Source organism: Yinghuangia sp. ASG 101, from assembly GCF_021165735.1.
GTDB lineage: Bacteria > Actinomycetota > Actinomycetes > Streptomycetales > Streptomycetaceae > Yinghuangia.
Window position 1 is genome coordinate 2,599,856 of sequence record NZ_CP088911.1, and the last position, 26,971, is coordinate 2,626,826.

The 26,971-nt window shown below is 70.9% G+C and carries 23 protein-coding genes; 5 read left to right on the top strand and 18 right to left on the bottom strand.

Annotated elements, in window-relative coordinates; genetic code table 11:
* Positions 1-202 precede the first annotated feature (202 nt).
* Complete coding sequence (locus LO772_RS10715) at positions 203-832, top strand: TetR family transcriptional regulator (RefSeq protein ID WP_231778169.1); 630 nt, start codon at positions 203-205, stop codon at positions 830-832.
* Positions 833-908: 76 nt separating this feature from the next.
* Here the strand turns inward: LO772_RS10715 and LO772_RS10720 are convergent, their stop codons facing one another.
* Complete coding sequence (locus tag LO772_RS10720; protein ID WP_231778170.1) at positions 909-1,142, bottom strand: ferredoxin; 234 nt, start codon at positions 1,140-1,142, stop codon at positions 909-911.
* 333 nt (positions 1,143-1,475) lie between these two features.
* Between LO772_RS10720 and LO772_RS10725 the strand changes: the two genes are divergently transcribed.
* Positions 1,476-2,615: an MBL fold metallo-hydrolase gene (locus LO772_RS10725; RefSeq protein WP_231778171.1), complete on the top strand. Its 1,140-nt coding sequence runs from the start codon at positions 1,476-1,478 to the stop codon at positions 2,613-2,615.
* A 328-nt stretch (positions 2,616-2,943) separates the two neighbouring features.
* Complete coding sequence (locus LO772_RS10730; RefSeq protein WP_231778172.1) at positions 2,944-3,606, top strand: Uma2 family endonuclease; 663 nt, start codon at positions 2,944-2,946, stop codon at positions 3,604-3,606.
* A gap of 26 nt (positions 3,607-3,632) precedes the next feature.
* Here the strand turns inward: LO772_RS10730 and LO772_RS10735 are convergent, their stop codons facing one another.
* The 7 genes from LO772_RS10735 to LO772_RS10765 form a co-directional block, all read right to left on the bottom strand.
* The gene (locus LO772_RS10735; RefSeq protein ID WP_231778173.1) at positions 3,633-5,375 is read right to left on the bottom strand and encodes a class I adenylate-forming enzyme family protein; all 1,743 of its coding nucleotides are present in this window, start codon (positions 5,373-5,375) and stop codon (positions 3,633-3,635) included.
* A gap of 146 nt (positions 5,376-5,521) precedes the next feature.
* Positions 5,522-6,706 carry a MaoC family dehydratase gene (locus LO772_RS10740; RefSeq protein ID WP_231778174.1) on the bottom strand — a complete coding sequence of 395 codons (1,185 nt, stop codon included), beginning with the start codon at positions 6,704-6,706 and terminating at the stop codon, positions 5,522-5,524.
* Between the two features lie 19 nt (positions 6,707-6,725).
* The gene (gene acuI, locus LO772_RS10745) at positions 6,726-7,718 is read right to left on the bottom strand and encodes an acrylyl-CoA reductase (NADPH) (protein WP_231778175.1); all 993 of its coding nucleotides are present in this window, start codon (positions 7,716-7,718) and stop codon (positions 6,726-6,728) included.
* A gap of 229 nt (positions 7,719-7,947) precedes the next feature.
* Positions 7,948-8,715 (bottom strand): enoyl-CoA hydratase-related protein, encoded by a 768-nt coding sequence (locus LO772_RS10750; RefSeq protein WP_231778176.1) that lies wholly within the window; start codon positions 8,713-8,715, stop codon positions 7,948-7,950.
* Positions 8,715-9,986 carry an acetyl-CoA hydrolase/transferase family protein gene (locus tag LO772_RS10755; protein WP_231778177.1) on the bottom strand — a complete coding sequence of 424 codons (1,272 nt, stop codon included), beginning with the start codon at positions 9,984-9,986 and terminating at the stop codon, positions 8,715-8,717. Before LO772_RS10755 ends, LO772_RS10750 begins: the two co-directional genes overlap by 1 nt.
* Complete coding sequence (locus tag LO772_RS10760) at positions 9,983-10,873, bottom strand: HpcH/HpaI aldolase/citrate lyase family protein (RefSeq protein ID WP_231778178.1); 891 nt, start codon at positions 10,871-10,873, stop codon at positions 9,983-9,985. Before LO772_RS10760 ends, LO772_RS10755 begins: the two co-directional genes overlap by 4 nt.
* On the bottom strand, positions 10,870-12,039 hold the full coding sequence (locus LO772_RS10765) for a CaiB/BaiF CoA transferase family protein (protein WP_231778179.1): 1,170 nt from the start codon (positions 12,037-12,039) through the stop codon (positions 10,870-10,872). Before LO772_RS10765 ends, LO772_RS10760 begins: the two co-directional genes overlap by 4 nt.
* A gap of 74 nt (positions 12,040-12,113) precedes the next feature.
* On the opposite strand from LO772_RS10765, the gene LO772_RS10770 reads away from it, so the two are divergent.
* Positions 12,114-13,607, top strand: coding sequence for a class I adenylate-forming enzyme family protein (locus LO772_RS10770; protein WP_231778180.1), 1,494 nt, complete (start codon positions 12,114-12,116; stop codon positions 13,605-13,607).
* Positions 13,608-13,700: 93 nt separating this feature from the next.
* A complete protein-coding gene (locus tag LO772_RS10775; RefSeq protein ID WP_231778181.1) occupies positions 13,701-14,477 on the top strand; it encodes an SDR family NAD(P)-dependent oxidoreductase in 777 nt (258 codons plus the stop codon).
* 119 nt (positions 14,478-14,596) lie between these two features.
* On the opposite strand, the gene LO772_RS10780 is transcribed toward LO772_RS10775, so the two are convergent.
* The 10 genes from LO772_RS10780 to LO772_RS10825 all read right to left on the bottom strand — a co-directional run bounded on the left by LO772_RS10780 (position 14,597) and on the right by LO772_RS10825 (position 26,884).
* Positions 14,597-15,151 (bottom strand): nuclear transport factor 2 family protein, encoded by a 555-nt coding sequence (locus LO772_RS10780; protein WP_231778182.1) that lies wholly within the window; start codon positions 15,149-15,151, stop codon positions 14,597-14,599.
* Entirely contained in the window at positions 15,141-16,022 is an 882-nt protein-coding gene (locus tag LO772_RS10785; RefSeq protein ID WP_231778183.1) for an SDR family NAD(P)-dependent oxidoreductase, read from the bottom strand. Before LO772_RS10785 ends, LO772_RS10780 begins: the two co-directional genes overlap by 11 nt.
* A 5-nt stretch (positions 16,023-16,027) precedes the next feature.
* Positions 16,028-16,585, bottom strand: a complete 558-nt coding sequence (locus LO772_RS10790; RefSeq protein WP_231778184.1) for a nuclear transport factor 2 family protein — start codon at positions 16,583-16,585, stop codon at positions 16,028-16,030.
* Between the two features lie 69 nt (positions 16,586-16,654).
* Positions 16,655-18,088, bottom strand: a complete 1,434-nt coding sequence (locus LO772_RS10795; RefSeq protein ID WP_231778185.1) for an aldehyde dehydrogenase family protein — start codon at positions 18,086-18,088, stop codon at positions 16,655-16,657.
* A gap of 178 nt (positions 18,089-18,266) precedes the next feature.
* Positions 18,267-19,973 (bottom strand): thiamine pyrophosphate-binding protein, encoded by a 1,707-nt coding sequence (locus LO772_RS10800; protein WP_231778186.1) that lies wholly within the window; start codon positions 19,971-19,973, stop codon positions 18,267-18,269.
* Entirely contained in the window at positions 19,963-20,889 is a 927-nt protein-coding gene (locus LO772_RS10805) for an SDR family NAD(P)-dependent oxidoreductase (RefSeq protein ID WP_231778187.1), read from the bottom strand. Before LO772_RS10805 ends, LO772_RS10800 begins: the two co-directional genes overlap by 11 nt.
* 81 nt (positions 20,890-20,970) lie before the next feature.
* Positions 20,971-22,797, bottom strand: coding sequence for a flavin-containing monooxygenase (locus LO772_RS10810; protein ID WP_231778188.1), 1,827 nt, complete (start codon positions 22,795-22,797; stop codon positions 20,971-20,973).
* Positions 22,798-22,876: 79 nt separating this feature from the next.
* Positions 22,877-24,259 (bottom strand): aromatic ring-hydroxylating oxygenase subunit alpha, encoded by a 1,383-nt coding sequence (locus tag LO772_RS10815; RefSeq protein ID WP_231778189.1) that lies wholly within the window; start codon positions 24,257-24,259, stop codon positions 22,877-22,879.
* Between the two features lie 154 nt (positions 24,260-24,413).
* A complete protein-coding gene (locus tag LO772_RS10820; protein WP_231778190.1) occupies positions 24,414-25,259 on the bottom strand; it encodes an SDR family NAD(P)-dependent oxidoreductase in 846 nt (281 codons plus the stop codon).
* An 8-nt stretch (positions 25,260-25,267) separates the two neighbouring features.
* On the bottom strand, positions 25,268-26,884 hold the full coding sequence (locus LO772_RS10825; RefSeq protein WP_231778191.1) for an SMP-30/gluconolactonase/LRE family protein: 1,617 nt from the start codon (positions 26,882-26,884) through the stop codon (positions 25,268-25,270).
* Positions 26,885-26,971 lie beyond the last annotated feature (87 nt).

Here is a 26,971-nt window from a genome sequence, read left to right on the forward strand (position 1 = left end):
ACTGCAAGATACCGCCGGGTACCGGCCGTACAGGGCATCGCGTGATCTGTAACACATGCGGCGGCGAAGATCCACGGCACCGCCCGGCGGCACGCCGGGTCCGGCCACGCCCGGGGCGCGCACCGGAACGCGCACCGGAACGCGGCCAGGATCGGCGCGGCGCCGGTGGCCGCCGGACCGACGAAGGACAGACGGACGGACGATGACGACGTACACCAGGGCAGCGGGCACGCCGCTGACGGAGCGCCAGGAAGCGCGCAGGCGCAGGATCCTGCGGGCCGCGACCCGCCTCGCGGCGCAGGGCGGCTACGACGCGGTGCAGATGCGCGAGGTGGCGGAATCGTCCGAGGTCGCGCTCGGGACGCTCTACCGGTACTTCCCGTCCAAGGTGCACTTGTTGGTTGCCACGATGTACGACCAACTCGAGCAACTGGGCAACCAGCTGCGCCGCAAGCCGCAGCAGGGGATGACGCCGCGCGAGCGGGTGGTCGACACCCTGCTGCGCGCGTTCCGCGGCATGCAGCGCGAGCCGCAGCTGACCGAGGCGATGATGCGCGCGCTCCAGTTCGCCGACCGCTCGGTGTCGGCGGAGGTGGACGGTGTGAGCCGAATCACCACGCAGATGATCGTCACGGCGATCCACGGCGACACATCGGTGCGGCCGAGCACGGAGGAGCTGGCGGTGATCCGGGTGATCACCCACACCTGGCACTCGTCCTTGATCTCGTGGCTGAACGGCCGCGCGTCGATCGGCCAGGTGCGCGTCGACATCGAGACGGTGGCGAGACTCGTCCCCGAGCCGGACGGCGCGGACGCGGCGGCGCGGGCATAGCGGCCCGGGGAGCGGCGGACCGCGCCGCGGCCCCGCGCCGTCCGCCCCCGCGGCGTGCCGCATCCGGCGGTGCCGCCTATTCCTCCGGCGGGAAGACCGGCCTGCCCGTCTCGGCGTCGACAATGGTGATCGCCTCGACCGGGCAGCTCTCGGCGGCGTCCATGATCGCCTCGGACGAGTCGGCGACCTCGTGGACGGGGTACGACTTGCGCCCCGAGTCGAGTGTGAAGTCGCGCGGTGCGCCGCCCACGCACATGCCCGAGCCGATGCACACCGACCTGTCGACCTCGACACGCCACTTGTCGCTCATCGCATTACCTGCCTTCGCTCGTGGTTCCGGTCGGACGAACACCCCGGGAAGAGCTGACCGCAGTACAACACCACACTCACTGGGCCGCCGCGCCCCGGAGCCGCCGGACGATCGTTCGACACGCTGCCGACCTCCGACGGGTAGAACAGATACCAGGTGTACGCCCCGGCAACAACGGGATCCGGGGCTCGATGACAGCCGAAACGGCGGATGAGACCAGGGTCTCCCCACGACCGCCGGACAAGTTCACCCCGCGGGAATATTTATTAAACGTGGTCAATTATATTGCGGATAGCAAACTTGCACTCTGCACCGATTTCTGGGAGGACGCCGATGGCGGCCACAGGACCTGACAACGCGACATCCGCACCGGATGCCTCTCCCGCCGGCCCGGCTCCGACCCACGACGACGCGCCCGACCAGGAGGCCCGCGTCACCGCGACCGACCTCGGCGGCGGCGTGTGGACCATCCCGGTGCCGATCCCGGACAACCCGCTGGGCAACACGCTCGTCTACGTCCTGGAGAGCGAGCGCGGACCGGTCCTCGTCGACGCCGGCTGGAACGACCCCACCTCGCTCGCCGCCCTCACCTCGGGCCTCGCCTCGCTGGGCACCTCGCTCGCCGACGTGCACGGCGTCCTCGCCACCCACAACCACCCCGACCACCACGGCCTCTCACAGGCGGTGGTGGACGCCTCCGGCGCGTGGATCGCGATGCACGAGGCCGACGCCGCCCAGGTCGAGATGATCAACTCGTCGCCGCGCGCCCAATGGCTGGAACGCCACCTCGAGGTCCTGCGCTCCGCCGGCGCACCGCAGGAATCCCTCGACGCGCTCATCGACCAGCGCACACCCCCGAACGCCGTCATCGCCAAGCCCCGGCAGCTCTACGCCACCCCGAACCGCACCCTCGTGCACGGCGAACTCGCCGACGTGGTCGGCCGCGACGTCCGCGTCATCTGGACGCCCGGGCACACCCCCGGCCACGTCTGCCTGCACCTGGAGGAAGGCATCGGCACCGGGTCCGGACGCGCCGGCCGCCTGCTGTCCGGCGACCACCTGCTGCCCGGCATCACCCCGCACATCGGCCTGTACGCCGACGACGCCGCCGGCGGCGAATCCGACCCCCTCGGCGACTTCCTCGCCTCCCTGGCCCGCGTCGCCGCGCTCCCCGTCACCGGCGTCCTCCCCGCCCACCAGCACCTCTTCGACGACGCCGCCGGACGCGCCGACGAGATCGTCGCCTTCCACGAACGCCGCCTCGCGTCCCTCCTCACCCAGCTCCAGACGGCCCCGCGGACCCTGTGGGAGATCGCCGCCGGCATGGAGTGGAACCGCCCCTGGTCCGAACTCGGCGCGCAGAACCGCCAGGTCGCCGTCAGCGAAGCCGCCGCCCACCTCCGCCACCTCGTCAAACGCGGCCAAGCCGGCGCCGTCGCCCTCGACGACCCCATCCGCTACACCACCACCTGACCCACCCCCGTGGTGTCGGTGCACCCCCACCGTCCACCGACACCGACACCACGGCCCCCTCCCCCCGGGCAAACAACCTGTGTCCGGCACCCCGGCCCCGAGGACGTCGAGAAGGCCGTCGAGGTCACCGGCTTCGACGCCGGCCCCTCACCGGGCACGTGGCCTTCCGCGCTACGCACCCCCCGACGCCGACACCCCAACCCGCACATCCGTGCGGGTTTTTGACGCTCACAGAGTGTGGGAGCCCGAACACGCTTAGCGTTCTCCCGTTGGCGCGTCGTCTGCTGGGCCACACTGGGGCCAGCGCCCGCGAAAGGAGCTTGGGGACATGACTGTGGAGTTCGCCGACGTGCAGCGTCTTCCCCTGCCTGAGAAGGCCCACACGATGTGGGTGCGCGATGAACTCGCCGACTACCTGCATGTGCCGCACGACGGCTCACGCGTGGAGATCGTCGGAGGGGAGATCGTCGTGTCGCCGGGGCCCGCCCTGAACCACAACAACATCGTGGCCACCATCCAGGACGCCATGGCCGTCGCACGGGCCCGGGAGAAGGACTTTCCGTGGCGCGCGGTCCAAACCACGGACCTCAACCTCGCCGAGATCCAGGACGGTTACATTCCCGATCTGATCGTCCTGCACGAGAAGAAGCTGCGCGCGGCGCTGGACGCCGGCGCCAGATACGTCATGTCCACGGACGTGGCGATGGCGGTGGAGGTGGCCTCCCCGTCGAACGCCGGCAACGACCGGCAGCCCGGACTCCACCACCGCAAAGACACCAAGTGGACCGGCTACGCCCGCTGCGGCATCCCCCACTACCTGGTCGTCGACTGCGCGCCGTCCGCGTGCCTCGCGACGCTGTTCGCCGACCCCGCCCCCGAGGCACGCGCGTACTGCGCCGTCACGACATGGAAGTTCGGCGAGACCATCACCCTCCCCGAGCCCTACGGCGTCGACATCGAAACCGAAGACTGGGAGCCCTGGACCCCCTGAACCCGCAACGGGCACCGCCGCGTTCGTCACGCCGGTGCCCTCTTCGCCGGTGCTTCCTCCTGGCCCTGCAGCCGCTTCGCCGCCAGTTCGCGCAAGTCCGCGGTCTTCACCTTCGCGGTGCCCGTCATCTCTATTTCGTCCTCGCGGAAGAACAGCACCCTGCGCGGGACCTTGTAGCTCGCCAGGCGTTCCTTCAGGAAGGCGCGGATGGGCTCGGGTTCGAGGGTCGTGTTCTCGTGCGGCACGATGCACGAGACGACGATCTCGCCGAGGGTTTCGTGCGGGACGCCGACCGTGCGGACGACCTTGACGCCGGGGTAGCCGATCAGGGCCTCGTCCACTTCCAGCGGGGAGACGTTGGCGCCGCCGGTCTTGATGATGTCGGTGAGGCGGCCCTCCCAGAAGAGCCGGTCGTCCGCGTCGAGGTAGCCGCCGTCGCCGGTGTGGAAGAAGCCGTCGGAGTCCAGGGTCTCGTCGAGCGGTATGCCGACGTAACCGAGCATCAGGGTCGGGGATTTGATGCAGATCTCGCCGCGTTCGCCGAGGGGGAGCACGGCGCCCGTCAGCGGGTCGGCGACGGCGACCGTGACGCCCGGCAGCGGGCGGCCGTAGCTGCCCTGGTGGACCTCGTCCGGGGTGTTCGCCGGGTAGCCGGTGGTCAGGGTGAACGTCTCGGTGTTGCCGTACGCGTGCCCCGGCTCCAGCCACGGGTCCGACGTCACGGTGGGGTGGCGGGTGAACGACGTGGTCACGTCGGCGAACCGGATGCTGCCGAGGTCGACGTCGAGCCAGTTCGGCGCGCCTTCCAGTTGCGCGCACTGGTGCGGCCAGGCGAAGGGGAAGTTGACGCGTTCCGCCTGCATGAACTCCAACGCCTCGGGGGCCGAGAAGGTCCGTTGCAGGATCACCGCGCCGCCGCTCGCGAGCGTGCCGCCGAGAATGATCGCGAAATTCCCGGACCAGAAGAGGCCGTTCGCCGTCCAGCTGCGCACGTGGTCGTCCGGGGAGAAGCCGTACAGCCGGCGCATGCGCCACAACTGGATGGCGACGCCCCGGTGCGCGCTGAGGATTCCCTTCGGGCGGCTCGTGCTGCCGGACGAGAAGAACAGCACGGCCGCGTCGCTCGGTTCGACGGAGTCGGCGGTGGCCTCGACGAGTTCGCGCGGCTGGTCGGCGCCGCGGGCCAGGAACGCCGACCAGGTCTCGATCGCGCCGCCCACCGCGGGTTCGCCGATCATGGCGACGCGCCGCAGGTGCGGGAACGCGGCCGACTGGAGGTCCCCGGGGGCCGCGGTGCCGATCCCGGGTTCGAGTTCGGTCAGGACGTCCGCGAAGTCCTTCTTCAGGACGCCGCGTTCGAACAGCAGCACCGAGACGCCCGAGACGCGGAGCATGTGGTCCAGCTCGGACGGCGTCGAGAACGTGCTGATCGTGACCGCCACACCGCCCGCGAGCGTGGTGCCGAACACCGACGCGATCCACTCGGGCCGGTTCGTCATCAGGACGCCCACGCGGCTGCCCTTGCCCACGCCGCACGCCCGCAGCGCGCGGGCCACCTCGACGGTGCGCTCCCACAGGTCGGCGTACGTCCAGCGGATGCCGCCGTCGGGGCCGGGCAGGACGACCGCCTCGCGGTCGCCGTACCGCCGGGTGACCTCGCGGAGGAACCCGGGCAACGTCAGCGTTCCGAGCCCCGGCTCCGCACCGAGCGGGGGGCCCGACGCGATCGAAAGCGCCGGCGCGGTGTCAGCGTGTGCGTCGGTACCCATCACTCACTTCCCTGTCGCGTCTCGGGCCGTGTCCGTGCCGTGGGCGGACAAGTTCGCCGGCTCCCGCGGCCCCCGCGATCGACCGGAGGATCGAGGAAGGAGGGCCGGGCCCGGGAGCCGGCGAAGATCTGTCGCGCCTCGGCGTCTCAGACGAACGGCAGTTCGACCTCAGCCGTGCAGTCCACCAGCACGCCGCCGTCCTGGTTGGTGAGGCGCAGCTTCACCTGGACGAGCGGGACGCCCCACGCGGAGGCGGGGTCCTTGGCGACGACCTCGCCGTCGAAGTACGTGACGTCGCCCTCGAAGGCGGGGAGCCGGAAGTCCGCCTTGTTGTGGCGGACCATGCCTTCGTGGCCGGCCCAGTACGCGAGGTAGTCGGTGCACCAGGCGCCCATCGTGGCGCCGTAGCCGTAGGCCCGGGCCATGCCGACCTCGCCGGCCTTCTCCTCGTCGATGTGGCCGCGCGACGGCCCGACGTAGAGCCCGTCGCGCAGGCGCGGGTCGATCTTGGCGCCTTCCTCGTCGAAGCCGAAGCCCTCGACCCAGCCCGGGTCCTGGTACACCCACGGGTCCTCGACGCCCTCGGGGGCCACCCACTTGAAGGTGCCCCAGATGTTGAACAGGAAGGCGCGGTATTCGGTGGTGAAGCTGGCGATGCTGTGCGGGCCGATGACGCGCCGCGGCAGCTTGTCACCGACGTTGACCTCGTCGAAGCGGGGGGACTCGCCCGTCCGGTTCGACATGAGCCAGCTGGTGCGCAGCTTCTCGATCTCGCCCAGCTCGGTCGGGGTCCAGCGCTTCTTCTCGCCGATCTGGCTCTCGTACATGCCGCGCTTCTCCGCCTCGGCGGCGGAGTAGCGGATCGCGGTCGAGCGCTCGCGGGCGACGAGGGTGCCGTGCTGGTTGCGGTGCGTGGTGTCGCCGCGCGAGAACATCGTCGGGCCGGCGAAGTTCGTCTCGCGGATCTTGTAGTCGTGGAAGCGCCGTTCCTGGAACAGCTGGTCGCCCGGCCGGATCGGGCAGCCGTAGAACCACCACTCCTCGCCGCCGAAGATCAGGTGGCTGCCCGGGATGTAGCCGACGCACGCCGGTGCGGCGCCGTGCCCGTAGTCCAGGCCCACCGCGATGGACTGCGGTGCGATGAGGCCGCCGTACTTGGTGGTCTCGGCGAACTCCTTGTCCCAGTGCAGCGGGTTGGGGTAGTCCATCGCCATGACCCAGCGGCGGATGTCGGAGGTGCTGCACGGTTCCCACAGCTGGCCGCCGCCGATGGGCTTGCCCACGCGGTGGTCGACGTCGGTGAGGTCGAGTTCGACGGGTTTGTCGCTCACAGTAACTCCCGGTTCCCGATTAGCGGTTGACGTCGACGACGATCCGGCCGCGGACCTTTCCGGCGATCAGCTCCGAGGCGGCGTCGATGGCTTCCCCCAGCGCGATGTCGCGGGCGATCGCGTCCAGAGCGCCCGGCCCCAGGTCGCGGGACAGGCGGTCCCACGCGGCCAGGCGCGGCGCGGCGGGCGCCATCACGCTGTCGATGCCGAGCAGGGACACGCCGCGGAGGATGAAGGGCGCGACCGACGCGGGGAAGTCCATGCCCTGGGCGAGGCCGCACGCGGCGACCGTGCCGCCGTAGCGGGTCTGCGCGCAGGCGTTCGCGAGGGTGTGGCTGCCGACCGAGTCGACGACGCCGGCCCAGCGCTCCTTCTGCATCGGCTTGCCGGGCTCGGACAGTTCGGCGCGGTCGAGGATGGTCGTCGCGCCGAGTTGCCGCAGGTAGTCGCCCTCGGCGGCCTTGCCGGTGGCGGCGGCCACCGTGAAGCCGGCCTTGGCCAGGAGCGCGACCGCGACGCTGCCGACGCCTCCGGTCGCCCCCGTCACCAGGACCTCGCCCCGGTCCGGGGTGACGCCGCGGCCGAGCAGCGCGTCGACGCACAGGCTCGCGGTGTAGCCGGCGGTGCCGATCGCCATGGCCTGCCGGGCGGTGAACGCCTCGGGCAGCCGGACGAGCCAGTCGCCGTTGAGCCGGGCGCGCTGCGCGAAACCGCCCCAGTGGGTCTCGCCGACGCCCCAGCCGTTGAGGACGACGCGGTCGCCCCGCTTCCAGTCCGCGTGCGCGCTGTCGGTGACGACGCCCGCGAGGTCGATGCCCGGCACCATCGGGAATGTGCGGACGACCGGCGACTTTCCGGTGATCGCGAGGGCGTCCTTGTAATTCAGGGACGAGAATTCCACATCGATGGTGACGTCGCCCTCGGGCAGACGCGCCTCGTCCAGTTCGGCGCGTTCGACCGTCTGGGTCCTGTCGTTCTTGTCGGCCTTGTCGATCAGAATTGCCGCAAACATTGCAGGAACAGTCCCTTCTCAATTCTTCCGCGGAGGCTCCGCGGGCATCCCTGCACTGAGAACATCGGGCTCTGCCGTACGGCGGCCACCGACTCCGCTGGAAACATCGACCGGAAACATCGGGAAGAACAACAGCGACAACAACGATGAGAACAACGTTCTCATGTGCGAGTATGATGCTCTCACAGGGTGTGGTCCACGTCAACGCCTCGCGGGCGGGAATCCCGTGCTAACGCCCCCGCCACCGCGGTCGGCGTTTTTCCGCAAAAGCCCTCGGGCCTTCCTGGGCGTCCTCGCTGCGGTAGCAGTGCTCGGACGCGTGCCGGGCGGCTTTGAGAGCCGCCGAGCGGCCCATTTCGGTGGCCAGCATCACCGTTTCGCGCGCGGCTCGGACCGAGAGCGGGGCGCCCTCCAGGACCTCGCCGGCCAGTTCCAGCGCGGCGTCCATCAGGTCCCCGGGCTCCGCGAGCCGGTTGACCAGGCCGATCTCGTGGGCCCGCGCGGCGGTGATCGGCCGTCCGGTCAGCAGGATCTCCATCATGATCCGCTGCGGGATCATGTGGATCAGCGGCGCGGCCCACGGCGAGCTTCTGCCGACCTTGACCTCGGTGATCGCGAACCGCGCGTGAGTGGCGGCGACGCACAGGTCACAGGCCTGCGCGAGCATCCAGCCGCCCGCGAACGCGACGCCGTTGACGGCCGCGATGGTGGGTTTGGTCAACTCGACGGTGTCGTACGGGAGCGGGAACATGTCGCGGGGCGGCACCGCCATCCCGGTCTCCACCATCTCCTTGAGGTCGCCGCCCGCGCAGAAGGCCTTGTCGCCGGCTCCGGTGAGGATCGCGACGCGCAGCGCGGGGTCCCGCTCGAAGCGGTCCCACGCCTCGCCCAGCCCCTCCCGGACGTCCCGCGCCAGGCAGTTGCGGGTCTCCGGACGGTTCAAGGTGATGACGGCGATACCGTCCGGCCGCGCGTCGAACAATACGGCGTCGCTCATCAGAAACCTCTTTGCCGAATCGTGTGGGCCGCGCGCTCCAATTCCTCCTGGAAATCGGGGTGGGCGACGGCGATCAGCCGACGGGTCCGCTCGGCGACGTTCTGTCCCTTGAGTTCGGCGGCGCCGAATTCGGTGACGATCACGTCGACATCGGCGCGGGCCGTGGTGACCGGGCCCGAAAGCCCCACGGTGATGCGGCTGATCGTGCCGCCTTTCGCGGTGGCCGGCAGCGCGATGATCGCGTGCCCGCCGGGCGACCGGGAGCCGGCCCGGACGAAATCCACCGAACCGCCGGTGCCGCCGACGTACGAATCCCCGCTCTGCTCGGCATTCACCTGGCCGGTCAGGTCGACTTCCAGGGCCGAATTGACGGTCACGAGTTTGTCGAGCCGGGCGAGCACCGCGGCGTCGTGCGTGTAGGAGGTGGCGCACATACGGATATCCGGGTTCCGGTCGGCGAATTCGTACAGCCGCTTGGTCCCGATCAGGGCGCCGTTGATCGACACCCCCCGGTCGACGGGTTTGCGGGCGTTGGTGACGACGCCCGCCTCGACCAGGTCGACGAGGCCGTCGCCGAGCATGCCGGAGTGGACGCCGAGGTCGCGCCGGTCGTGCAGCAGGCGCAGGATCGCGTCCGGCACCGCGCCGACCCCGGTCTGGATGACCGAGCCGTCCTCGATGTACGCGGCGGCGTGCCCCGCGATGCGCTCGTCGGTCGGGCCGATCCTCGCCGGGGGCACCTCGACCGGGGACCGCGCGACGCGCACCGCGCAGTCGATCATCGCGCCCGGCAGCAGCTCGCCGTGGGTGTACGGCACCGCCTCGTTGACCTCCGCGACGACGACGCGCGCCTTCGCGACGGCCGCCCGGACGTAGTCGCCGATCAGTCCGAAGCTGTGGTTGCCGTCCGCGTCGGCGGGGCTGACCTGGACGAACGCGACGTCGCATCCGATGATCCCGGCCTCGATCATCGGCCCGACCTGGCTGACGTGGACCGGCACCACGCTGAGCCGGTGCGCCTTCGTCAGGGCGCGCAGCGAGCCGATCGCGCCCATGCTCGACAGCGTGAACGACTCGGTGGCCTCGGGGGTGAACAGGCCGGAGAAGCTGGTCGCGATGAACGCCGAGAGGCCGCCGATCTCGCGGCCCTGGGCGATCAACGCCTCGACGAGCGTGGTCGGTTCGCCGCACGCCTGGCCAATGACGATGCGGTCCCCCGGCCGCAGGAACCGGCCGAGGTCGAGGTCACCGGCCTCCACGACGACCGTCACGCCTGCCCTCCCCACGCGAGCAGGGCCCGCGCCCGGGCGAGGTGCGGGCGGTCGAGCATCGCGCCCTTGTGGCCGATCGTGCCGGCGCCGGGGTGCGCGGCGAACAGGTCGACGATCTCGCGGGCCTCGGCCAGTTCCTCCTCGGTGGGGGTGAACGCCGCGTTGATCACGCCGACTTGGTCGGGGTGGATGGCGAGCATGCCCCGGTAGCCGTCGCGGCGCACCTTCTCGGCGCGGCGGCGCAGGCCGTCGAGGTCGCGGAAGTCGCCCTGGATGGTCTCGACGGCCGCGACGCCCGCGGCCGACGCGCCGAGCAGGCAGAGGCTGCGGGCGAGTTCGTAGGTGAACCCGTAGCCGCCGTCGGGGGTGCGGTTCTCGCTCGCGCCCACCGCGTCGGCGAGGTCCTCGGCGCCCCAGGTCATCGCGACCAGCCGGGGCGCGCCGCCGTACGTGCCGGTGGTGAACATGCCCTCGGCGGTCTCGGTCACCAGCACGATGACCCGGGTCGACCCCCGCGCGAGCCCGGCGGCGACCTCCAGTGCGGAGAGGTAGTGGTCGAGGGTGTCGACGTCCGCGCGGCCCCGGGACTTGGGCAGCATGACGCCGCCGGGCCCGGCCGGGATGATCGCGGCGAGGTCGGCGAGGGTGTGCGGGCCGTCGAGCGGGTTGACGCGCACCCACAGGCGCCGCCGCTCCTCGGCGGTGCGGGCCGCCAGGAACGCGGCGACCATCGAGCGGGCCGCCGGTTTGTTCTCCGGCGCGACGGCGTCCTCCAGGTCGAGGAGGACGACGTCCGCCGGTCCGGCGGCGGCCTTTTCCATCTTGCGTTCGCTGTCGCCGGGGGCGAACAGCCAGGAGCGTGCGCTGAAGGGTGCGGTGCCGGTCATGTCGTCCCTGGTCCCTCGGATGTGGTGGCTTTCCCGATCCGGTCCAAAATCTCGTGTGTGTGGGCGCCGAGCGCGGGCGCCGGGCCGGCGACGCGGCCGGGGGTGCGGGAGAACCACGTGGGCATGCCGGGGAAGCGCACCGGGCCGTGCGGCGAGTCGACGGTCTCGAAGAACCCGACGTCGTTCAGGTGCGGGTTGTCGAACAGCTCGTCGAGCGAGCGGACCGGTGCCGCGGGGATGTCGAGCGAGCGCAGCAGCTCCAGCCAGTCCGCGGTCGTGCGGGTCAGGAACGTCTCGGCCAGGTGCGCGTAGACCGTCTCGATCCGCCGGGCGCGCTGTTCGAGGGTCGCGAAGTGCTCGCCGGCCCACTCCGGGCGCACCGCGCCCACGAACGCCGACCACTGCTTGTCGTTGTAGACGAGCGCGGAGATGTGGCCGTCCTTGGTGGGATAGGGGCGGCGGTTCGGGGTCACCGCGCGCGGGTACGACGCGGGGCCCAGCGGCGGCTCGAACATCGCGCCGTTGGCATGCTCGACCAGCATGAACGCGGCCATGGTCTCGAACATACCGACTTCGACCTCCTGGCCCTCGCCGGTCCGTTCGCGGTGGAACAGCGCCATCATGGTGGCGTACAGCGCGGTGAGCCCGGCGATCTTGTCGGCCATGATCGTCCCGACGTAGCCGACCTCGCCGGTCAACTGCTGCTGCGCGTACGGCAGTCCGCATTCGGCCTGGATGGTGTCGTCGTACGCCGTGAGGTCCGCGTCCCGGCCCCGGCGGCCGTAGCCGTAGCAGTTGGTGTAGACGATCGACGGGTTGACGGCCGCGACGTCGGCGTAGCCGAATCCGAGGCGGCCGATCGCCTTCGCGCGCATCGAGTGGATGAACACGTCGCTCTCCGCGACGAGTTCGCGCACGGCGTGCTTGCCCTCCGGGGACCGCAGATCCAGCACGACGCTGCGCTTGCCCCGGTTCACGTTCACGAAGACGCCGGCCATACCCGGTTCCGGGCCCACCGAGATGTAGCGGGTGTTGTCGCCGGCGGGCGGCTCGACTTTGACGACGTCGGCGCCCATGTCGGCCATGATCTGGGTGCAATAGGGACCCATGACCATCGCTGTCAGGTCCAGGACGCGCAAACCCGACAGGGGTCCGGTGTGTGTCATGCGGCCTCTCTCGGCGACGATTTCGCCCACTCTATAGTGTGAATCCTTGCAAGGATAGTGCTATACAAGACGCCATGACGATCGCCAAGGTGCTGGACACCGCGCTCGCCTCCCGCCCCCATGCCACCGCCGTCGAGGCGGCCTCCGGCTCGTGGTCGTACGCCGATCTCGACGACCGGGCGCGGCGGGCCGCCGGCGCGCTGTGGTCGCTCGGCGTGCGCCCCGGCGACCGCGTCGCCGCGTGCCTGCCCAACGACCTCGACATCGTCGCCGCCTTCCACGGCGCCCAGCGCATCGGCGCCATCTGGGCCGGCATCGGCGAAGCCCTCGCGGCGGGCGAACAGCGGTACCTGTACGACCTCTGCGCGCCGACCGTCGTCCTCGCGGGCCCGCGCTGCCTGCTGACCACACCCGGCACCGTCGACCCCGAGCAGTGGGCCAAGCTGGTCGCCCGCGACGAGCGCGCCCCCGAGGTGGCCGCCGACCTGGACGCGCCCGCCGGGATCGCGTTCACCAGTGGAACGTCCGGCAACCCCAAGGCCGTCGTGCACAGCCAGCGCAACCTGCTGCTGCCCGGCGCCACCCTCGTCGCGACCCGCGGCTACGGCCCCGACCTGCGCAAGGGCGACAGCTTCGCGCTGACGATGATCAACCTCATGGTCCTGTCGACACTGCTCACCGCGCAGGCCGGCGGCACCGCGGTCATCATGAACCGCCGCGACGTCGACGGCGTCACCGAATGGATCTCCGACCGGCGCGTCACCGTGTGGAACGGCGCCCCCGCACAGCTCTACGACCTCGCCGCGCGACCGCGGGCCGACCTGTCGTCGCTGCGCGAGGTGTGGAGCGGCGGCAGCGACACCCCCGACGCCCTGCGCCGCGCGTTCGCCGACACCCACGGCCTGCACCCGCGCACCACGTACGGCCTGACCGAGGCGCCGACGGTCGTCTCGATCGACCCGGTCGACGGCGCGTGGCGCCCCGGCGCCAGCGGGAGGGTCATGCCGCAGTACGACGTCGCGGCGTACGACGACGCGGGCCGCCGCCTGCCACCCGGCGAACTCGGCGAACTGCGGCTCGCCGGAGCGTCGTCCGGGCCGTGGGCGGGAGCCTGGACGCCGCTGCTCGGCCACTGGGAGGACGGCCGCGTCCGCCCGCCGGAGCCCGGCCCGTTCGCCACCGGCGACATCGGCACCGTCGACGCCGACGGGTGGCTGTCGGTGCTGGACCGCAAGAAGCTGGTCATCATCCGCGGCGGGGCGAACGTCTACCCGCTCGAAGTCGAACGCGTCATCGCCGCGCACCCCGGCGTCGCCCAGGTCGCCGTATGCCCCGTCCCCGACGACCGCCTCGGCCAGCGCGTCGCCGCGGTCGTCGCGAGCACCGGCGGTGCCGTGGACTTCCCGGCACTCGCCGAGCTGTGCCGCCGCGATCTGGCACCGTACAAGGTCCCGGAGGTCTGGACGCAGGTCGACGCCCTCCCGGTGAACGCGATGGGCAAGGTGAAGCGCACCGAGCTGCCCGGCCTCGTCGCCGCACGGAACGACGGCTCCCCCGGGAGTGCCTGACCCCGGCCGGACCGCCCGGCCGGCGCAACGACGACCACCCCGGGGACCGCGCCTGCCGGACAGGCCCCGCCCCGAGGCCGAAGGGAGACCCAGGTGGCACCGGAACACGACTACGCCGCACGGATGTTCGGACTCGACGGCCGCGTGGCGATCGTGACGGGAGCCTCGTCGGGCCTCGGCGCGTCGGTCGCCCGCGCCCTGGCGGCGCTCGGCGCACGCGTCGCCGTGGTCGCCCGCCGACAGGACCGGCTGGCCGAACTCGCCAAGGAGATCGACGGATTGGCCGTCGTCCGCGACCTGTCCGACCTCGACAACGTCGCGTCCGTCGTGCCCGCCGTCGTCGACGGGCTCGGCGCGCCGACGATCCTCGTCAACGCCGCGGGCAACATGTTCACCGAGGAGCGCGCCGAGTCCGAGCCGACGGCCGCCATCCGGCAGACGATGGACCTCAACCTGATCGCCCCGATGCTGCTCGCGCAGGCGGTCTTCCCCCCCATGCGCGACGCGGGCGGCGGCTCGATCGTCAACATCTCGTCCATCAGCGGGCGCGTCGGGCTCCCCGGCATCCCCCAGGCCTCGTACGCCGCGAGCAAGGCCGGGCTGTCGGGCCTCACCGCGGAACTGGCCGTGCAGTGGGCCCGCCACTCGATCCGCGTCAACACCGTCGCGCCGGGCTTCTTCCGCAGCGAGATCACGGACGTGCTGTACGAGAGCGAGCGCGCCGCGGAGTACCTGCGCCGCAACACCCCGCTGCCGAAGGAGGGCACCGCGCGGGACATCATCGGCGCGGTGGTCTGGCTCGCGGGCGACGCGGGAAGCTACGTCACCGGGCAGACGGTGGTGGTCGACGGCGGCTGGACCGCCCGCTGACCCACGGACGCCGCCCGACGCGTGGGAGCGGGCGGGCGGGACCCGCGCGGCCGCCGCGGCCGGGGCGGCCCCGAGGAGCCGCCGGGTCCCGGCCACCGCGCCGCGCGCCCGCGCCGCCCTCACGCGTCCGACGGGATCTGCTCCTCCCGCACGTTGACCAGCGGTCGCAGGTACGACGGGTCCTCCCTGCTCCGCGACGGCGCTCCGTTGGCGTGGACGTCCGGGACGTCCGCGAACGGGATCGGCAGGGTCGGGAGCATGCCCGACCACTCGATCACGTTCGTGCGCAGCGCGATCCGCCAGGCGCCGTCGCGGCGTTCGAGGCGGTCGAGGTAGCGGCCCCCGGCGATCCAGTTCGTCTCGTCGCGGTTGCGGCCGACGAACATGTAGTACGTCTCCGCGTGCGCCCCGTGGCCGGAGATCTCGCAGGTGTGGTTGAGCAGGTTGTGCTGCGTCGCCACCTGCCCCTGCTCGTGCATCGCGGACGCCCACGCGTACAGCGCCTTGGGGTTCCCGACGAACGAGCCCGCCGCGATCGTCGCGTCCGTGTGGAACGCCGACAGGAACAGCTCGCGGTCGAAGCGGTCCATACCGCGGCTGAAGCGGTTCAGGCAGTCCAGGATCTCCTGCCGGTCGAGCAGTCTCTCCAGGCGGGCGGTGCGTTCAGCGTCCATGAGGTGCCTCCACGATCGGTTGCCAGAGGGGGGAGCCGCGTTCGGCCCGCAGAGAGGGGACGACCTTGCCGTCGACGTCGGTGATCCCGTAGTCGCGCGCCACCTCGGCGGTGATGAACGTGCCGCCGGAACGCCGCATGACCTCCGGGTCGCCGGCCAGCGCCGCGATGACCCGCCCGGGGTGCTCGGTGCTGCATCCGATCAGCGGGTTGGTGACGGTGAGCCGCTTCATCGCCGGGTCGCGTTCGAGGTTCCGGTTCGCGCGCTCGGTGAACGTCAGCCCCTGCCACAGCGACAGCGACGCGACGTTGTACGGCTCCAGCTCGATCGCCATGTCGCGGGCCATGCGGTCGACCGCGGACTTGCAGGTGCCGAAGACGACGCCGTAGGTGTACGTCACGCCCACGTAGCCGGAAATGGCCACGATCAGGCCCGACTTGCGCGGCGTCATGAGCTTCGCCGCGTGCCACGCCGCGACGAAGTTGGAGCGTACGCCGACGTCCACCATCTCCCAGTTGGAGAGCGGCTTGTCCCAGAAGGGCCGTGGCTCGGTGAGGTCCTCGGGCAGCGAGAACGCGTTGTTGACGAGGACGTCCAGGCGGCCCTGCTCGCGTTCCACTTGGGCGAACAGCGCCGCGACCTGCTCGTCGTCGGCGTGGTCGACCTGCACCGCGATGCCCGTGCCGCCGCGCCGGTCGACCTCGGCGGCGGTCTCGCCGACCGTGCCGGGCAGCGGATGCGCGCCCGGGGTGACGGTCCGGCCGGTGACGTAGACGGTCGCGCCCTCGGCGCCGAGGGCGAGCGCGATGCCCTTGCCGATGCCCCGGCTCGCCCCGGTCACGACGACGACTTTTCCGCTCAGTGTGCCCATGGCCGTCACGCCCCGAAGAACGTCGTGCTGAAGTCGCCGACCGCGCGCCCGGTGAAGTGGTCGCCGCTGAACGGGGCGCCCATCATGCCCTGCGACCAGTCGACCGACGTCCCGAGATCCTGCGTCCAGTCGTAGAGCATCGTGCGGCTCGCGACCCGCCACGCGCCGCCGCGCTTCTCCAGGCGGTCCAGGTAGCGGCCCCCGAGCACGACGTCGCGCTCCTGCTCCCCCGTGTCGACGCGGTGGTACGCGACGACGTGCGTCTCGGCGCGGGCCTCGTCGCCCCGCAGCTCGACCAGGCTCTGCCCGAGGACGTGCTGCGTCACCGGGATCGCCGGGGATCCGGGCACCACCCACGCGAGGTAGGCCGCGAAGTCCCCCGCGAACATGCCGTAGTCGAACACCGCGTCCGGCCAATAGCCGGCGGTGATCAGCTCGGCGTCGCGGCGGTCCTCGCCCCGGGCCAGGAGGGCGATGAGCTCGCGGATCCGCTCGCGGTCGACCAACTCGCCGACGGTTTTGCTCAGTTCGCTTACGGCTTCTGCTTGGTCCGTGTGTGCCATGGCGTAGGGCGGTCCCTTCGGGACGGGATCGGGCGGGTCGGGCGGTGGTACGGCGGGCGGCGGCTCCCGTCAGGACGCGGCGTCGGGGGCGAAGCCGAGCACGCCCTTGGTCTCCACGTACTCGTGGAAGCCGCCCTCGCCCCACTCGCGCCCGTTGCCGCTCTGCTTGTAGCCGCCGAACGGGGCGTGGAAGTCGAAGGCGTCGTTGATGACGACCCAGCCGGCCCGGATCCGGCGGGCGACGGCGCGGGCGGCCTCCAGATCGGTGCCCGCGACATTGCTGGAGAGGCCGAAGACGGTGTCGTTCGCGATCTCGACGGCGTGGTCGAGGTCGTCGTAGCCGATGACGACCAGGACCGGGCCGAAGATCTCCTCGCGGGCGATCACCATGTCGTTGGTGACGTCGGTGAAGACGGTCGGCTTGACGTAGTAGCCCTTGTCCAGGCCGTTGGGGCGCCCGGGTCCGCCCGCGGTGAGCGTCGCGCCCTCCTCGACGCCCTTCGCGATCAGCGCCTGGATCCGGTCGTACTGGTCCTTGGCGACGACCGGGCCGATCACGACGTCGGTGTTGGGGTCGCCGACGGTGATCCGCGCGGCGGCCTCCTTCGCGGCGCTCGCGGCCTCGTCCATGCGGGCCCGGGGCACGAGCATGCGCGCGGGCGCGCTGCACGTCTGGCCGGAGTTGCCCATCATGTTGCCGACGCCCTTGGCGACGTTCTCGGCGAAGGCGTCGTCGTCGAGGATGATGTTGGGGCCCTTGCCGCCCAGTTCCTGCGTGACGCGCTTGACGGTGGTCGCGGCGTTCCTCGCGATCTCGACGCCGGCGCGGGTCGAGCCGGTGAACGACACCATGTCGACGTCCGGGTGCCGCGACAGCGGCACGCCCACGCCGAGGCCGTCGCCCTGCACGAGGTTGAACACACCGGCCGGCACGCCCGCCGCGTCCAGGATCTCGGTGAAGACCTGCCCCACGAACGGTGTGCGCTCGGACGGTTTGAGGACCATCGTGCAGCCGGTCGCCAGGGCAGGGAAGACCTTGACGGCGATCTGGTTCATCGGCCAGTTCCAGGGCGTGATCAGGCCGCAGACGCCGATCGGCTCCTTGACCACGAGGGTCGCGCCGCGCTGTTCCTCGAACGCGAAGTCCTTGAGGATGTCGATCGCGGTGCTCAGGTGCCCGGCGCCGAGGCCGACCTGGAAGCCGTTGGCGAGCGACGCCGGGGCGCCCATCTCCTCGGTGAGTGCCGCGCCGAGGTCGGCGGAGCGCTTCTGGTACTGGTCCAGGATGCTCTGCAGGAGGTCGAGCCGTTCCTCGCGGGTGGTCGCCGACCACGCGGGGAAGGCGCCGCGCGCGGCGGCGACGGCCTTGTCGACGTCCGCGGCCGAGCCGAACGCGACCTTGCCGCAGACCTCTTCGGTGGCCGGGTTGACGATCTCGGTGATCCTCGGCTCCGCCGGGTCGATCCACCGGCCGCCGATGTAGAGCTTCAGATATTCACGCATGACTCGTCCATTCCTTGAGACGTGCTCGACAAGACGTGCTCGGCGCACGGCCCCGTTCCGCGCCGCGGCGGCCGGTGCGGAGGCCGCGAACCCGGCCGACCGCCCGCCGCGGGCACCGGGCCTGCGGGCGGGCGGTCGGCCGGGGCTCCCGACATGCCGCGTCAGCGGATCGCCGGGGTCACTGCTGCCCCTCGGCGTACCAGGTGCGGAACTCGTCGTAGCTCGGCATTTCCTCGGAGTTGGCCTTCGGGTCGACCGCGACGTGGATGACGCCGGGCCTTCCGCTGGCGTACGCGCGCTTGATCGCCGGGGCGATGTCCTCGTCCCGCTCGACGTATTCGCCGTAGCAGCCGAATCCCTCGGCGACCTTGTCCAGGCGCGTGGCGGTACTCCAGTGGGTGCCGGTCTCCCGCGAGCCGTGGCCGAACGTGCGCTTGTAGACGCCGACTTCGAGACCCCACGCGTAGTCGACCGCGACGACGCAGACCAGCGGCAGGTTCAGGCGCGCGGCCGTCTCCAGCTCGGCGATCTGGAACAGGAACGACGAGTCGCCGGTGATGAGCATCAGCGGGCGCCTGCCGCCGTCGGCGACGCCGGCGCCGACGGCGTAGGGCAGGCCGGTGCCGAGGTGGCCGAAGTTCTGGTTCCAGATCACGTCGTGCGGTTTGGCCTGCGAGTACGTCCACCCGAAGATCGTCGTGGCACCGCCGTCGCGGACCATGATGCCGTCCTTCGGGAACGCCTTCGTCGCCTCGACGGACAGCCGGGCCGGGTGCACGGGGGTCTGCCCGGACGGTGCGGTCTCGGCGAGTTCCGCGAGGCGGTCCGCGTCCTGCCTGATCCACGCGTCGAGTTCGGGCGTCGCGGTACGCGGCGTGTCCTTCAGCGCGTCGGCCAACTGCGGGACGACCGCCCGCAGATCACCGATCAGCGGCACATCGATCGAACGGTTGACCCCGATCGCCGAGGCGTCCTGCTCGATGAGGATCCACGTGCGGTTCGCCTCGTTCGCCACCCAATGGCGCCCGCGCCCGAAGTGCACCGGCTCGCCCAGCTCGGTCCCGATCGCCAGGCACAGGTCCGACGTGACGACCGCGTCGATCGACGACGGGGAGAAGCCGTACGGGAACGTGCGGTCTTCGAGGCCTTCGATGTAGGAGGTGCCGCCGGAGGTCTGGATCACCGGGCACGCCATCAGGTCGGCCAGGGCCTTGACCTGCGCGCCGGCCCGCGAGGTGTGCACACCGTGGCCGACCAGGAGGATCGGCTGCTTCGCGGCGCGGATCGCGGCGACCGCCTCGGCGACCTTGTCGGCCCCCGCGGTCTGCCCGACCAGGCGGTACGCGGAGGGCTCCACGGGTGGCGGGACGTCCAGTTCCTGCTGGATCACGTGCTGCGGGTACTCGATGTAGACGGGCCCCGGCGTCCCGTTGAGTGCCGTGCGCAGGCCCTCGCGGATCACCTCGTCGGTCTGGTCGGCGTACTCGATGCTCGCCGAGTACTTGACCGAGTTCTCGAACAACGCGGCCTGCTGCACGAATTGGATCCGCCCGCGCCGCACGCGCTGCTCGGTGATCCGCGCCCGCTGCCCGCCCAGGAAGACCACCGGGGAGTTCTCGACCTTCGCGCACATCATCGCGCCGGCCAGGTTCGCGACGCCCGGGCCGAGGGTGCCGATGCACACGGCGGGCTTCCCGGTCATCCGGGAGACCGCCTCGGCCATGAAGCCGGCCGATTCCTCGTGGTGCGGGGCCACCACATTCCATCCGCGCTCCTCGGCGAGGTGGAACATGTGCACGAAGTTCGGGTCGGGAATCCCGAAAAGCGTGTTGATCCCCTCGGCCTCGAACAGCTGGAGAATGCGTTCGTAGACTTTAACCGGCATTTTCGCTTCCTTGTGTGGCGATCGCGAAACTCTTGACGATGTGGTCGATGTGACCCGACGGGACGACCGGGAGAATCCACGGGTCCTTCGTGTCGCGGATGGCGTCGATCTGCTCGCCGACCTGCTCGATCGTCCAGGACGGCCGGTAGACGCCCGGCGTCTCCGCGACGAACGCGCGGGCCACCCGCCCGGCGATCGACACCAGCATCTCGCCGGATATCGAGCACGATTCGTGGGCGAGCCAGCCGACCGCCGGGGCGGTGAGTTCGGGGCCCATCGGCGGATACGCGGAGGTGTCGATTCCCTCGGCCATGCGGGTCAGCGCCGCGGGAATGATGACATTGGACTTGACGCCCTCGGCGGCGCCTTCCAGCGCGACGACGTTGGAAAGCCCGATCATCCCGGTCTTGGCCGTGCCGTAATTGGCGACCGCGTGGTTCCCGTACAGCCCGCCGATCGACGAGGTCAGCACGACCCGGCCGTAGCCGGCCGCGCACATCCGGGGGAACGCGGCCCGCACGACGTGGAACGCGCCGCGCAGGTGGACGCCGAGGACCGCCTCGAAGTCCTCGTACGACAGCTCCTTCAGCGAGCCGTAGCGCACGTTGCCGGCGTTGTGGATCAGCACGTCGATCCGGCCGTAGTTGTCGAGCGCCGACTCGATGATCGCCTGCCCGCCCCGCGGCGTCGCGACCGATTCGGTGCAGACGACGGCCTCGCCGCCGGCCGCCTTGATCTCGTCCACCACTTCCTGGGCGGGTCCGGCGTCGACACCGTCGCCGGCCATGCTGCCGCCGGGGTCGTTGACGACCACCTTGGCGCCGCGGGAGGCGAGCAGCAGCGCGTACGCGCGCCCCAACCCCCGGCCGGCGCCGGTGATCACGGCGACGCGGTCGTCGAATCTCAGTTCAGACATGGCGAGTTCCTTCTTTGGGCGCCCGACGCGCCCGACCTCGGGGCGTCCTGCGCGATGGGGGTGCCGAAACGGATGCGGCCGTCACCGGCCCAGGACCATCCCGTCGAGGTCGCCCGCGTCGCGCCACGCGGCCAGCAGGTCCTCCATGGCGTAGAAGCCGGGCCAGTAGGGTTCGCCGAGGTTCGAACGGGCGTCCGGCGAGCCCTCGTTGTTGTAGTAGCCGGGCGTGCACTCGTGCATGAAGGTGCTGTTGTCGACCGCGGTGTCGACGACGGTCTTGCACCACGCGTCCACGGCGGCGGTGGTGGGCTCGACCTCGGACGCCCCGCGGTCGAGGGCCTGCCTGATGATGTACGAGAAGTGGTTGGCCTGCTGCTCGAACATCAGCGTGGTGCTGGCCGAGACACCGCCCTGGATGAACCCGGTGAAGATCATGTTGGGGAAGCCGTCGGTCATCAGGCCGTGCAGCGTGCGCGGCTTCTTGCGCCAGTGGTCGTACAGCGACAGGCCCTTGCGGCCCGCGAACGGTGCGATGCCCAGGCGGCGGTCGAGGTCGGTGGTGATCTCGAAGCCGCTGGCGAAGACGATGCAGTCGACCTCGTGCTCGACGCCGTCGGCGACGATGCCCTTCTCCGTGATGCGCTCGACGCCCTTGGTCGCCGAGACGTCGATGAGCGTGACGTTCGGGCGGTTGTACGTCGGCAGGTACTCGTCGTTGAAGCACGGCCGCTTGCACAGGAAGCGGTAGTAGGGCTTCAGGATCTCCGCGGTGTTCGGGTCGTCGACGACGGCGTCGATCCGCTGCCGCAGCCGCTCCATCACCTCGTAGTCGATCCGCTCCCGGATCTCCACGAACTTCTCCGGATCGGCCATCGCGGCCCAGCCGTTGGTGGCGTCCAGGTGGGCCTGGAGGTTGCGGCTGATCTCGGTCCAGCCGTCGCAGACCAGGTCCGGCTGCCCGGGGGCGAAGGCCTCGAACGCCGCGGTCTGGAAGCTGCGCTGCCGCTCCTCCTGCCAGCCGGGCCGGAGCGTCTTCACCCACTCGGGGTCGGTCGGGCCGCCGCCGCGCTCGTCGATGGAGGACGGCGTCCGCTGGAAGACGTAGACGTGCTTCGCGGCGCGGGCCAGGTGCGGGATCACCTGGATGCCGCTCGCGCCCGTGCCGATGACGGCGATGCGCTTGTCGGCGAGCTTGTCCATGGCGCCGTGCGCGTCGCCGCCGGTGTAGTCGAAGTCCCAGCGGGCCGTGTGGATCTTGTGGCCTTGGTAGGTGTCCAGTCCGGGAACGCCGGGAAACTTCGGCTTGTTGGTCGGCCCCTGGCACACGACGACGAAACGCGCGCGGATGTCGTCGCCGCGGTTCGTGCCGACCCGCCAGCGCTTGATCGACTCGTCCCACTCCAGCGAGCTGATGCGCGTGTGGAACAGCGCCTTCTCGTACAGGCCGAAGTGCCTGCCCATGTGCTTGCAGTACTCGAAGACCTCGGGCCCCCGGGTGTACTTCTCCGACGGCATGAAGCCGGTCTCCTCCAGCAGCGGGAGGTAGCAGTAGGCGTCCGAGTCGACCTGGATGCCGGGGTAGCGGTTCCAGTACCAGGCGCCGCCGAAGTCCCCGCCCATCTCGATGATGCGGAAGTTGTCGACGCCTTCCCGGCCCAGCCGCGCCCCCGCGATCAGGCCCGCGAAACCGCCGCCGAGCACGGCGACGTCGATGTCCTCGTCCAGCCCGTCCCGGGGGACCACCGGCATGTAGGGGTCGACCTCGTAGAACTCCTCGAACCCGGCCTCGACGGCCACGTACTGGTTGCCGGCCGAACCGATGAGGCGCTTGTCGCGCTCGGCGAGATACTTCTCTCTCAGGGCGTCTTTGTCGACTTCGGGCGTCTCGGTGGGCGCGCACTCATGCATGCGGAATCCTCGGCTCGGGGCTGTCACTCGGGTCGTTGTCGGCGGCGGGGGCGGTGTCGGCGGCGGGGGCGTCCCGCGCTCAGGCCAGGTCGCGCGGCGCGCCGGTCCCCATGTACTTCGCGAGGTTGTGGTGCAGGTTCACGACGGTGCGCTCGCGGTAGGGGTTCGGCTTGGGGCCGGTGAATCCCCGGGCCTTCATGCCCTTCTGGACGGCCGCCATGTTGTCGAAGTCCTGCGGCAGGACGGTCCGCCAGCCCGGGTCGTCCTGGGGCGTGTAGACCCACTCCGTCTCGGGCGCCTCGCCCTCCGGGTACAGCTCGTAGACCGCCGCCTCGAAGATGCACTTGTCGGGGTCGTAGCCGTACGGCCGGGCGCTGTAGCACAGCATGTTGTTGAGCGCGTGCCCGATCTGGAAGTTCGGGAAGATCTGCCACGCGGTGCCGCTCTTGGCGACGGCCTGCGGGTCGACGGTCGGCCAGACCACGCCGCGCGCCTCGTCGTCGGCACGGGCGGAGTCGAGCCAGTGCCGGAGCACCTGGTCCGCGGGGGTGCCGTCGGGCAGGTCCTCGACCAGCCGCCGCGCCGCCTTCACCAGCGTCTCGGTGGTGTTGGTGTTGGCGTTCTCCCACGTGAAGTTCTGCAGGTCGACCGTCGACTGCCGGGCGTCGGGGCCGTCGCCGACGCGGAGCTTGGCCTGCTGCTCGTCCATGCCCTTGGGCGCGTCGTAGCCGATGTTGCTGTGCTTGCCCTGCGCCCGCGCCCAGCCGAGGAACGCCCCGAAGGGGATGAACTCCGGGTGGGTGTACGGCACGTGGTAGGTCTCCATGAACGCTTCGAGCGCGACCTTCCAGTTGCAGTCGAAGACCAGCCAGCGCCGCCACCGGTAGCGCATGTTCTGGAGCTGGAACGGGTCGAGCAGCGACGCGGCGGGCTCCAGGTAGTCGCGCAGCGGCTCGCAGTCCGGGTCCATGTTGACGAAGATCCAGCCGCCCCACGTGTCGACCTTGACCTCGCGCAGGCGGATCTTGTCGTCGGTCAGCGCGCAGGTCCAGTCCTCGCGCTCGGGGACGCGCGTGCACGCACCGTCGATGTCGTAGCGCCACCCGTGGAAGCCGCAGACGAACTGCCGTGTGTTGCCCCGGGCGTCGCGCGCTCCGGACGGGGTGTCGACGAGGCGGCGGCCCCGGTGCGAACAGACGTTGTAGTACGCCTTGATCGTGTCCGGCCCGGTGCGCGCGACGATGATCGAGTCGTCGAGGATCTCGTACGTCAGGAAGTCGCCCGGCTTGGCGAGTTCCTCGACGCGGCCGACCTGCTGCCAGACCTTGGCCCACAGCTTGTCGCGCTCCGCACGGGCGTATTCCTCGGAGACGTACGCCTCCACGCCGATCGTGAGCGGTTCCGACAGCGCGTCCGGCGTCGCGGAGACCTTTTCCCGGCCGCCGTGCACGGTTTCGCTCATGCCGACACCTCGCGTCGTTCGGCGCGGCATTCGCGAAGCGCGTCCCTTTGCTTGATTCGCTCGCTACGCATACTCATGGGCTTTCTCCAGACCGCAGGGGAGATTTTCGGTTCCGGTGCCGGACGTTCGGCGCGTGCTGTGGCGGCGGGCCCGGTCAGCGCGTGATCGCGGCGCGGAAGCCCTCGTCCTTGAGGAACAGCGAGGTGTTGTCGGCGCCCAGGTGCGTCCACTTCAGGTTGAGTCCGCCGTCGACGAGGATCGTCTGCCCGGTGACGTAGGACGACAGGTCGGACAGCAGGAACAGCACCGCGCCGGCCTGCTCCTCCGGGCGCGCGCGGCGGCCCATCGCGATCGCGGTGCGGTCGCGCTCCTCGTCCACGTCGACGTAGGTGCCGGACGACGGCGTCTCGGTCACGCCCGGCGCGATCGCGTTCACGCGGATGTTCTCCAGCGCGAGTTCGACGGCCATGGTGCGCGTCGCCGCGACGATCGCGGCCTTGGCGCTGCCGTACGCGATGTGGAAGGGCGCGGTGTTCATACCGCTGATCGACGAGAGGGAGACGATCGACCCCGGGCGGTGCTGGAAGCGCAGTTCCGCGGCGACCGCCTGGCTCATGAAGAACATCGTCTCGAGGTTCTGCGCGTACAGCGCGCGCCAGTCCTCGCGGGTCACCCGGGTCGACGGCATCCACGTCGCGGGGTCGGCGCCGCCGGCGATGTTGACGAGCCCGTACAGGTTGCCGTCGGTCTGCGCGACCTTCTCCATGATCGTCGCGATGCCCTCGTCGGTGGACGCGTCGGCGGCGACCGGCACCACGGAAAGGCCCTCGTCGGCGAGCGGCCCGACGTGCTTGTCGAGGTTGTCCCGCGAGCGGCTGACCGCGACGACGGTCGCGCCTGCACGGGCGACCGTGGCGGTGACCGCCGTGCCGATGCCGCCGCCGCCCGCGCCGGCGACGATGACGATGCGTCCTTCGAGCCCGAAGAAATCGTGCTGCATGGCCTGGCTCACCTTTCCTGTCGGATTGCGAGAACGCTGCCTTCGGCGTCGGCGGAGACGTAGAGCGTGCCGTCCGGTCCGGCGGCGAGGCCGGCGAAGAGTCCCTGGGGGCCGGAGAAGGGCGCAAGTCCCTTGAGCGGCACAGGGTTTCCGCCGTCCGCGGGGCCCACGGGCAGATCGTGGGCGATCGTCGTACGGGCCTTGCCGTCGAGCGTGACCTCGATCAGCGACCGGGCGCCGGCGTCCAGGACCAGCAGCCTGCCGCCGCGGACCACGAGGCCGTGCGGCCGGTCCAGGTCGTCCGCGACGATGTCGGTGCCGGACCCGGTGACTGCGACGACGCGGCCCGCGCCGGCCTCGGAGACCAGGCACGTGCCGTCGCCGGTGAACACCACGCCCGTCGGCTGGTCCAGCCCGGACGCGAGCGTCGTGAGATCGCCGTTCCGCACGCCCAGCACACGGCCGGTGCCCTGCTCGGCGGCCACCACGGTGCCGTCGGGGGCGACCGCGACGCCGTAGAGCTGGTCGAGCGGTTCGGTGCCGCCGGCGAGGATGTCGTGCTCACTGGCCGCCGGACGCCACCGGGCGATCTGGCCGTTGGAGGTGGTGACGACGAACTCGCCGTCGCCGACCGAGGTCGCGCCGCGGATGTAGCCCGGCCAGCCGGGGCTGAACAGCATGCCCAGCATGCGCAGTTCGCCGTCGACGCGGGCGTAGAAGTAGGTGCCGTCGGAGATGTAGAGCGTCCCGTCGGCGCCGACGGTGAGGTCGAGCGGCCACGTCATACCGCCCGGCAGCACGGTCCGGGTCGCGCCGCCGCCGAGGATCTCGGTGATCTGCCCGGTGAAGCCCGACACGAACAGCCGGCCGCCCACGAAGGTCAGGTTGTCGAGACCGGGGGTGAGGGTCGCCAGCACGGTGCGGTCGCCGTTGCGGGGGTTGATCCGCAGCACCTCGCCGGTGCCCACCTGCGTGGAGACGATGAACCCCTCGGCGTCGAACTTCACCGCGTCCGGGACGCCGAGGTCGCCCGCGACCCGCTCGGGCTCGCCGCCGTCCGGGTCGACGCGCCAGATGTCGTTCGTGCCCAGCACCGGGTAGTAGAGCTTGCCGTCGGGCCCGAACTCCATGGCGTTCGGCATCGCCAGGTTCTCCAGGATGACCCGGGGCGCGCCGCCGTTGGGGTCGAGTTCGAGGAGGCGCCCGCCGATGCGGCACTCGTCGATGAACAGCCGGCCCTGGTGGAACGTGATGCCGTTCGCGCCGGGGACGTCGTCGCGCAGCACGCGCGTACCGCCGTCCGCGCCGCGCACGCTCACGCGGCCCTCGTAGTACTCGGTGGCGTAGAGGTTGCCGTCGGCGTCGAAGTCCACGTCGTCGGGCGTCAGGATCGCGGAGGCCTGCGTGCTGATCGTCTCCAGCTCACCGCTGTCGACGTCGAGCGCGCTAATCCGGTTGCCGGCCACCTGGGCCACGTAGATCCGCCCGTCGGGGCCGGTTCGCAGCCCGTTCGCGCCGTACAACCGGCTCGGGGGCGTGAGCCGCTCGACGCTCCACCCTTCGGCGAGACCGATCGCTGTCGCACTGGTGTAGCGCGCCCCTTGCACCAACGTGGAGCCTCCCATGCCTCGTGAAGAACGCCGGAGAACGAGAAGAGAACTACGGTCTCCGTTGTAAGAACATTGATCTCCGCACTGTGGCGCGCCAGGATT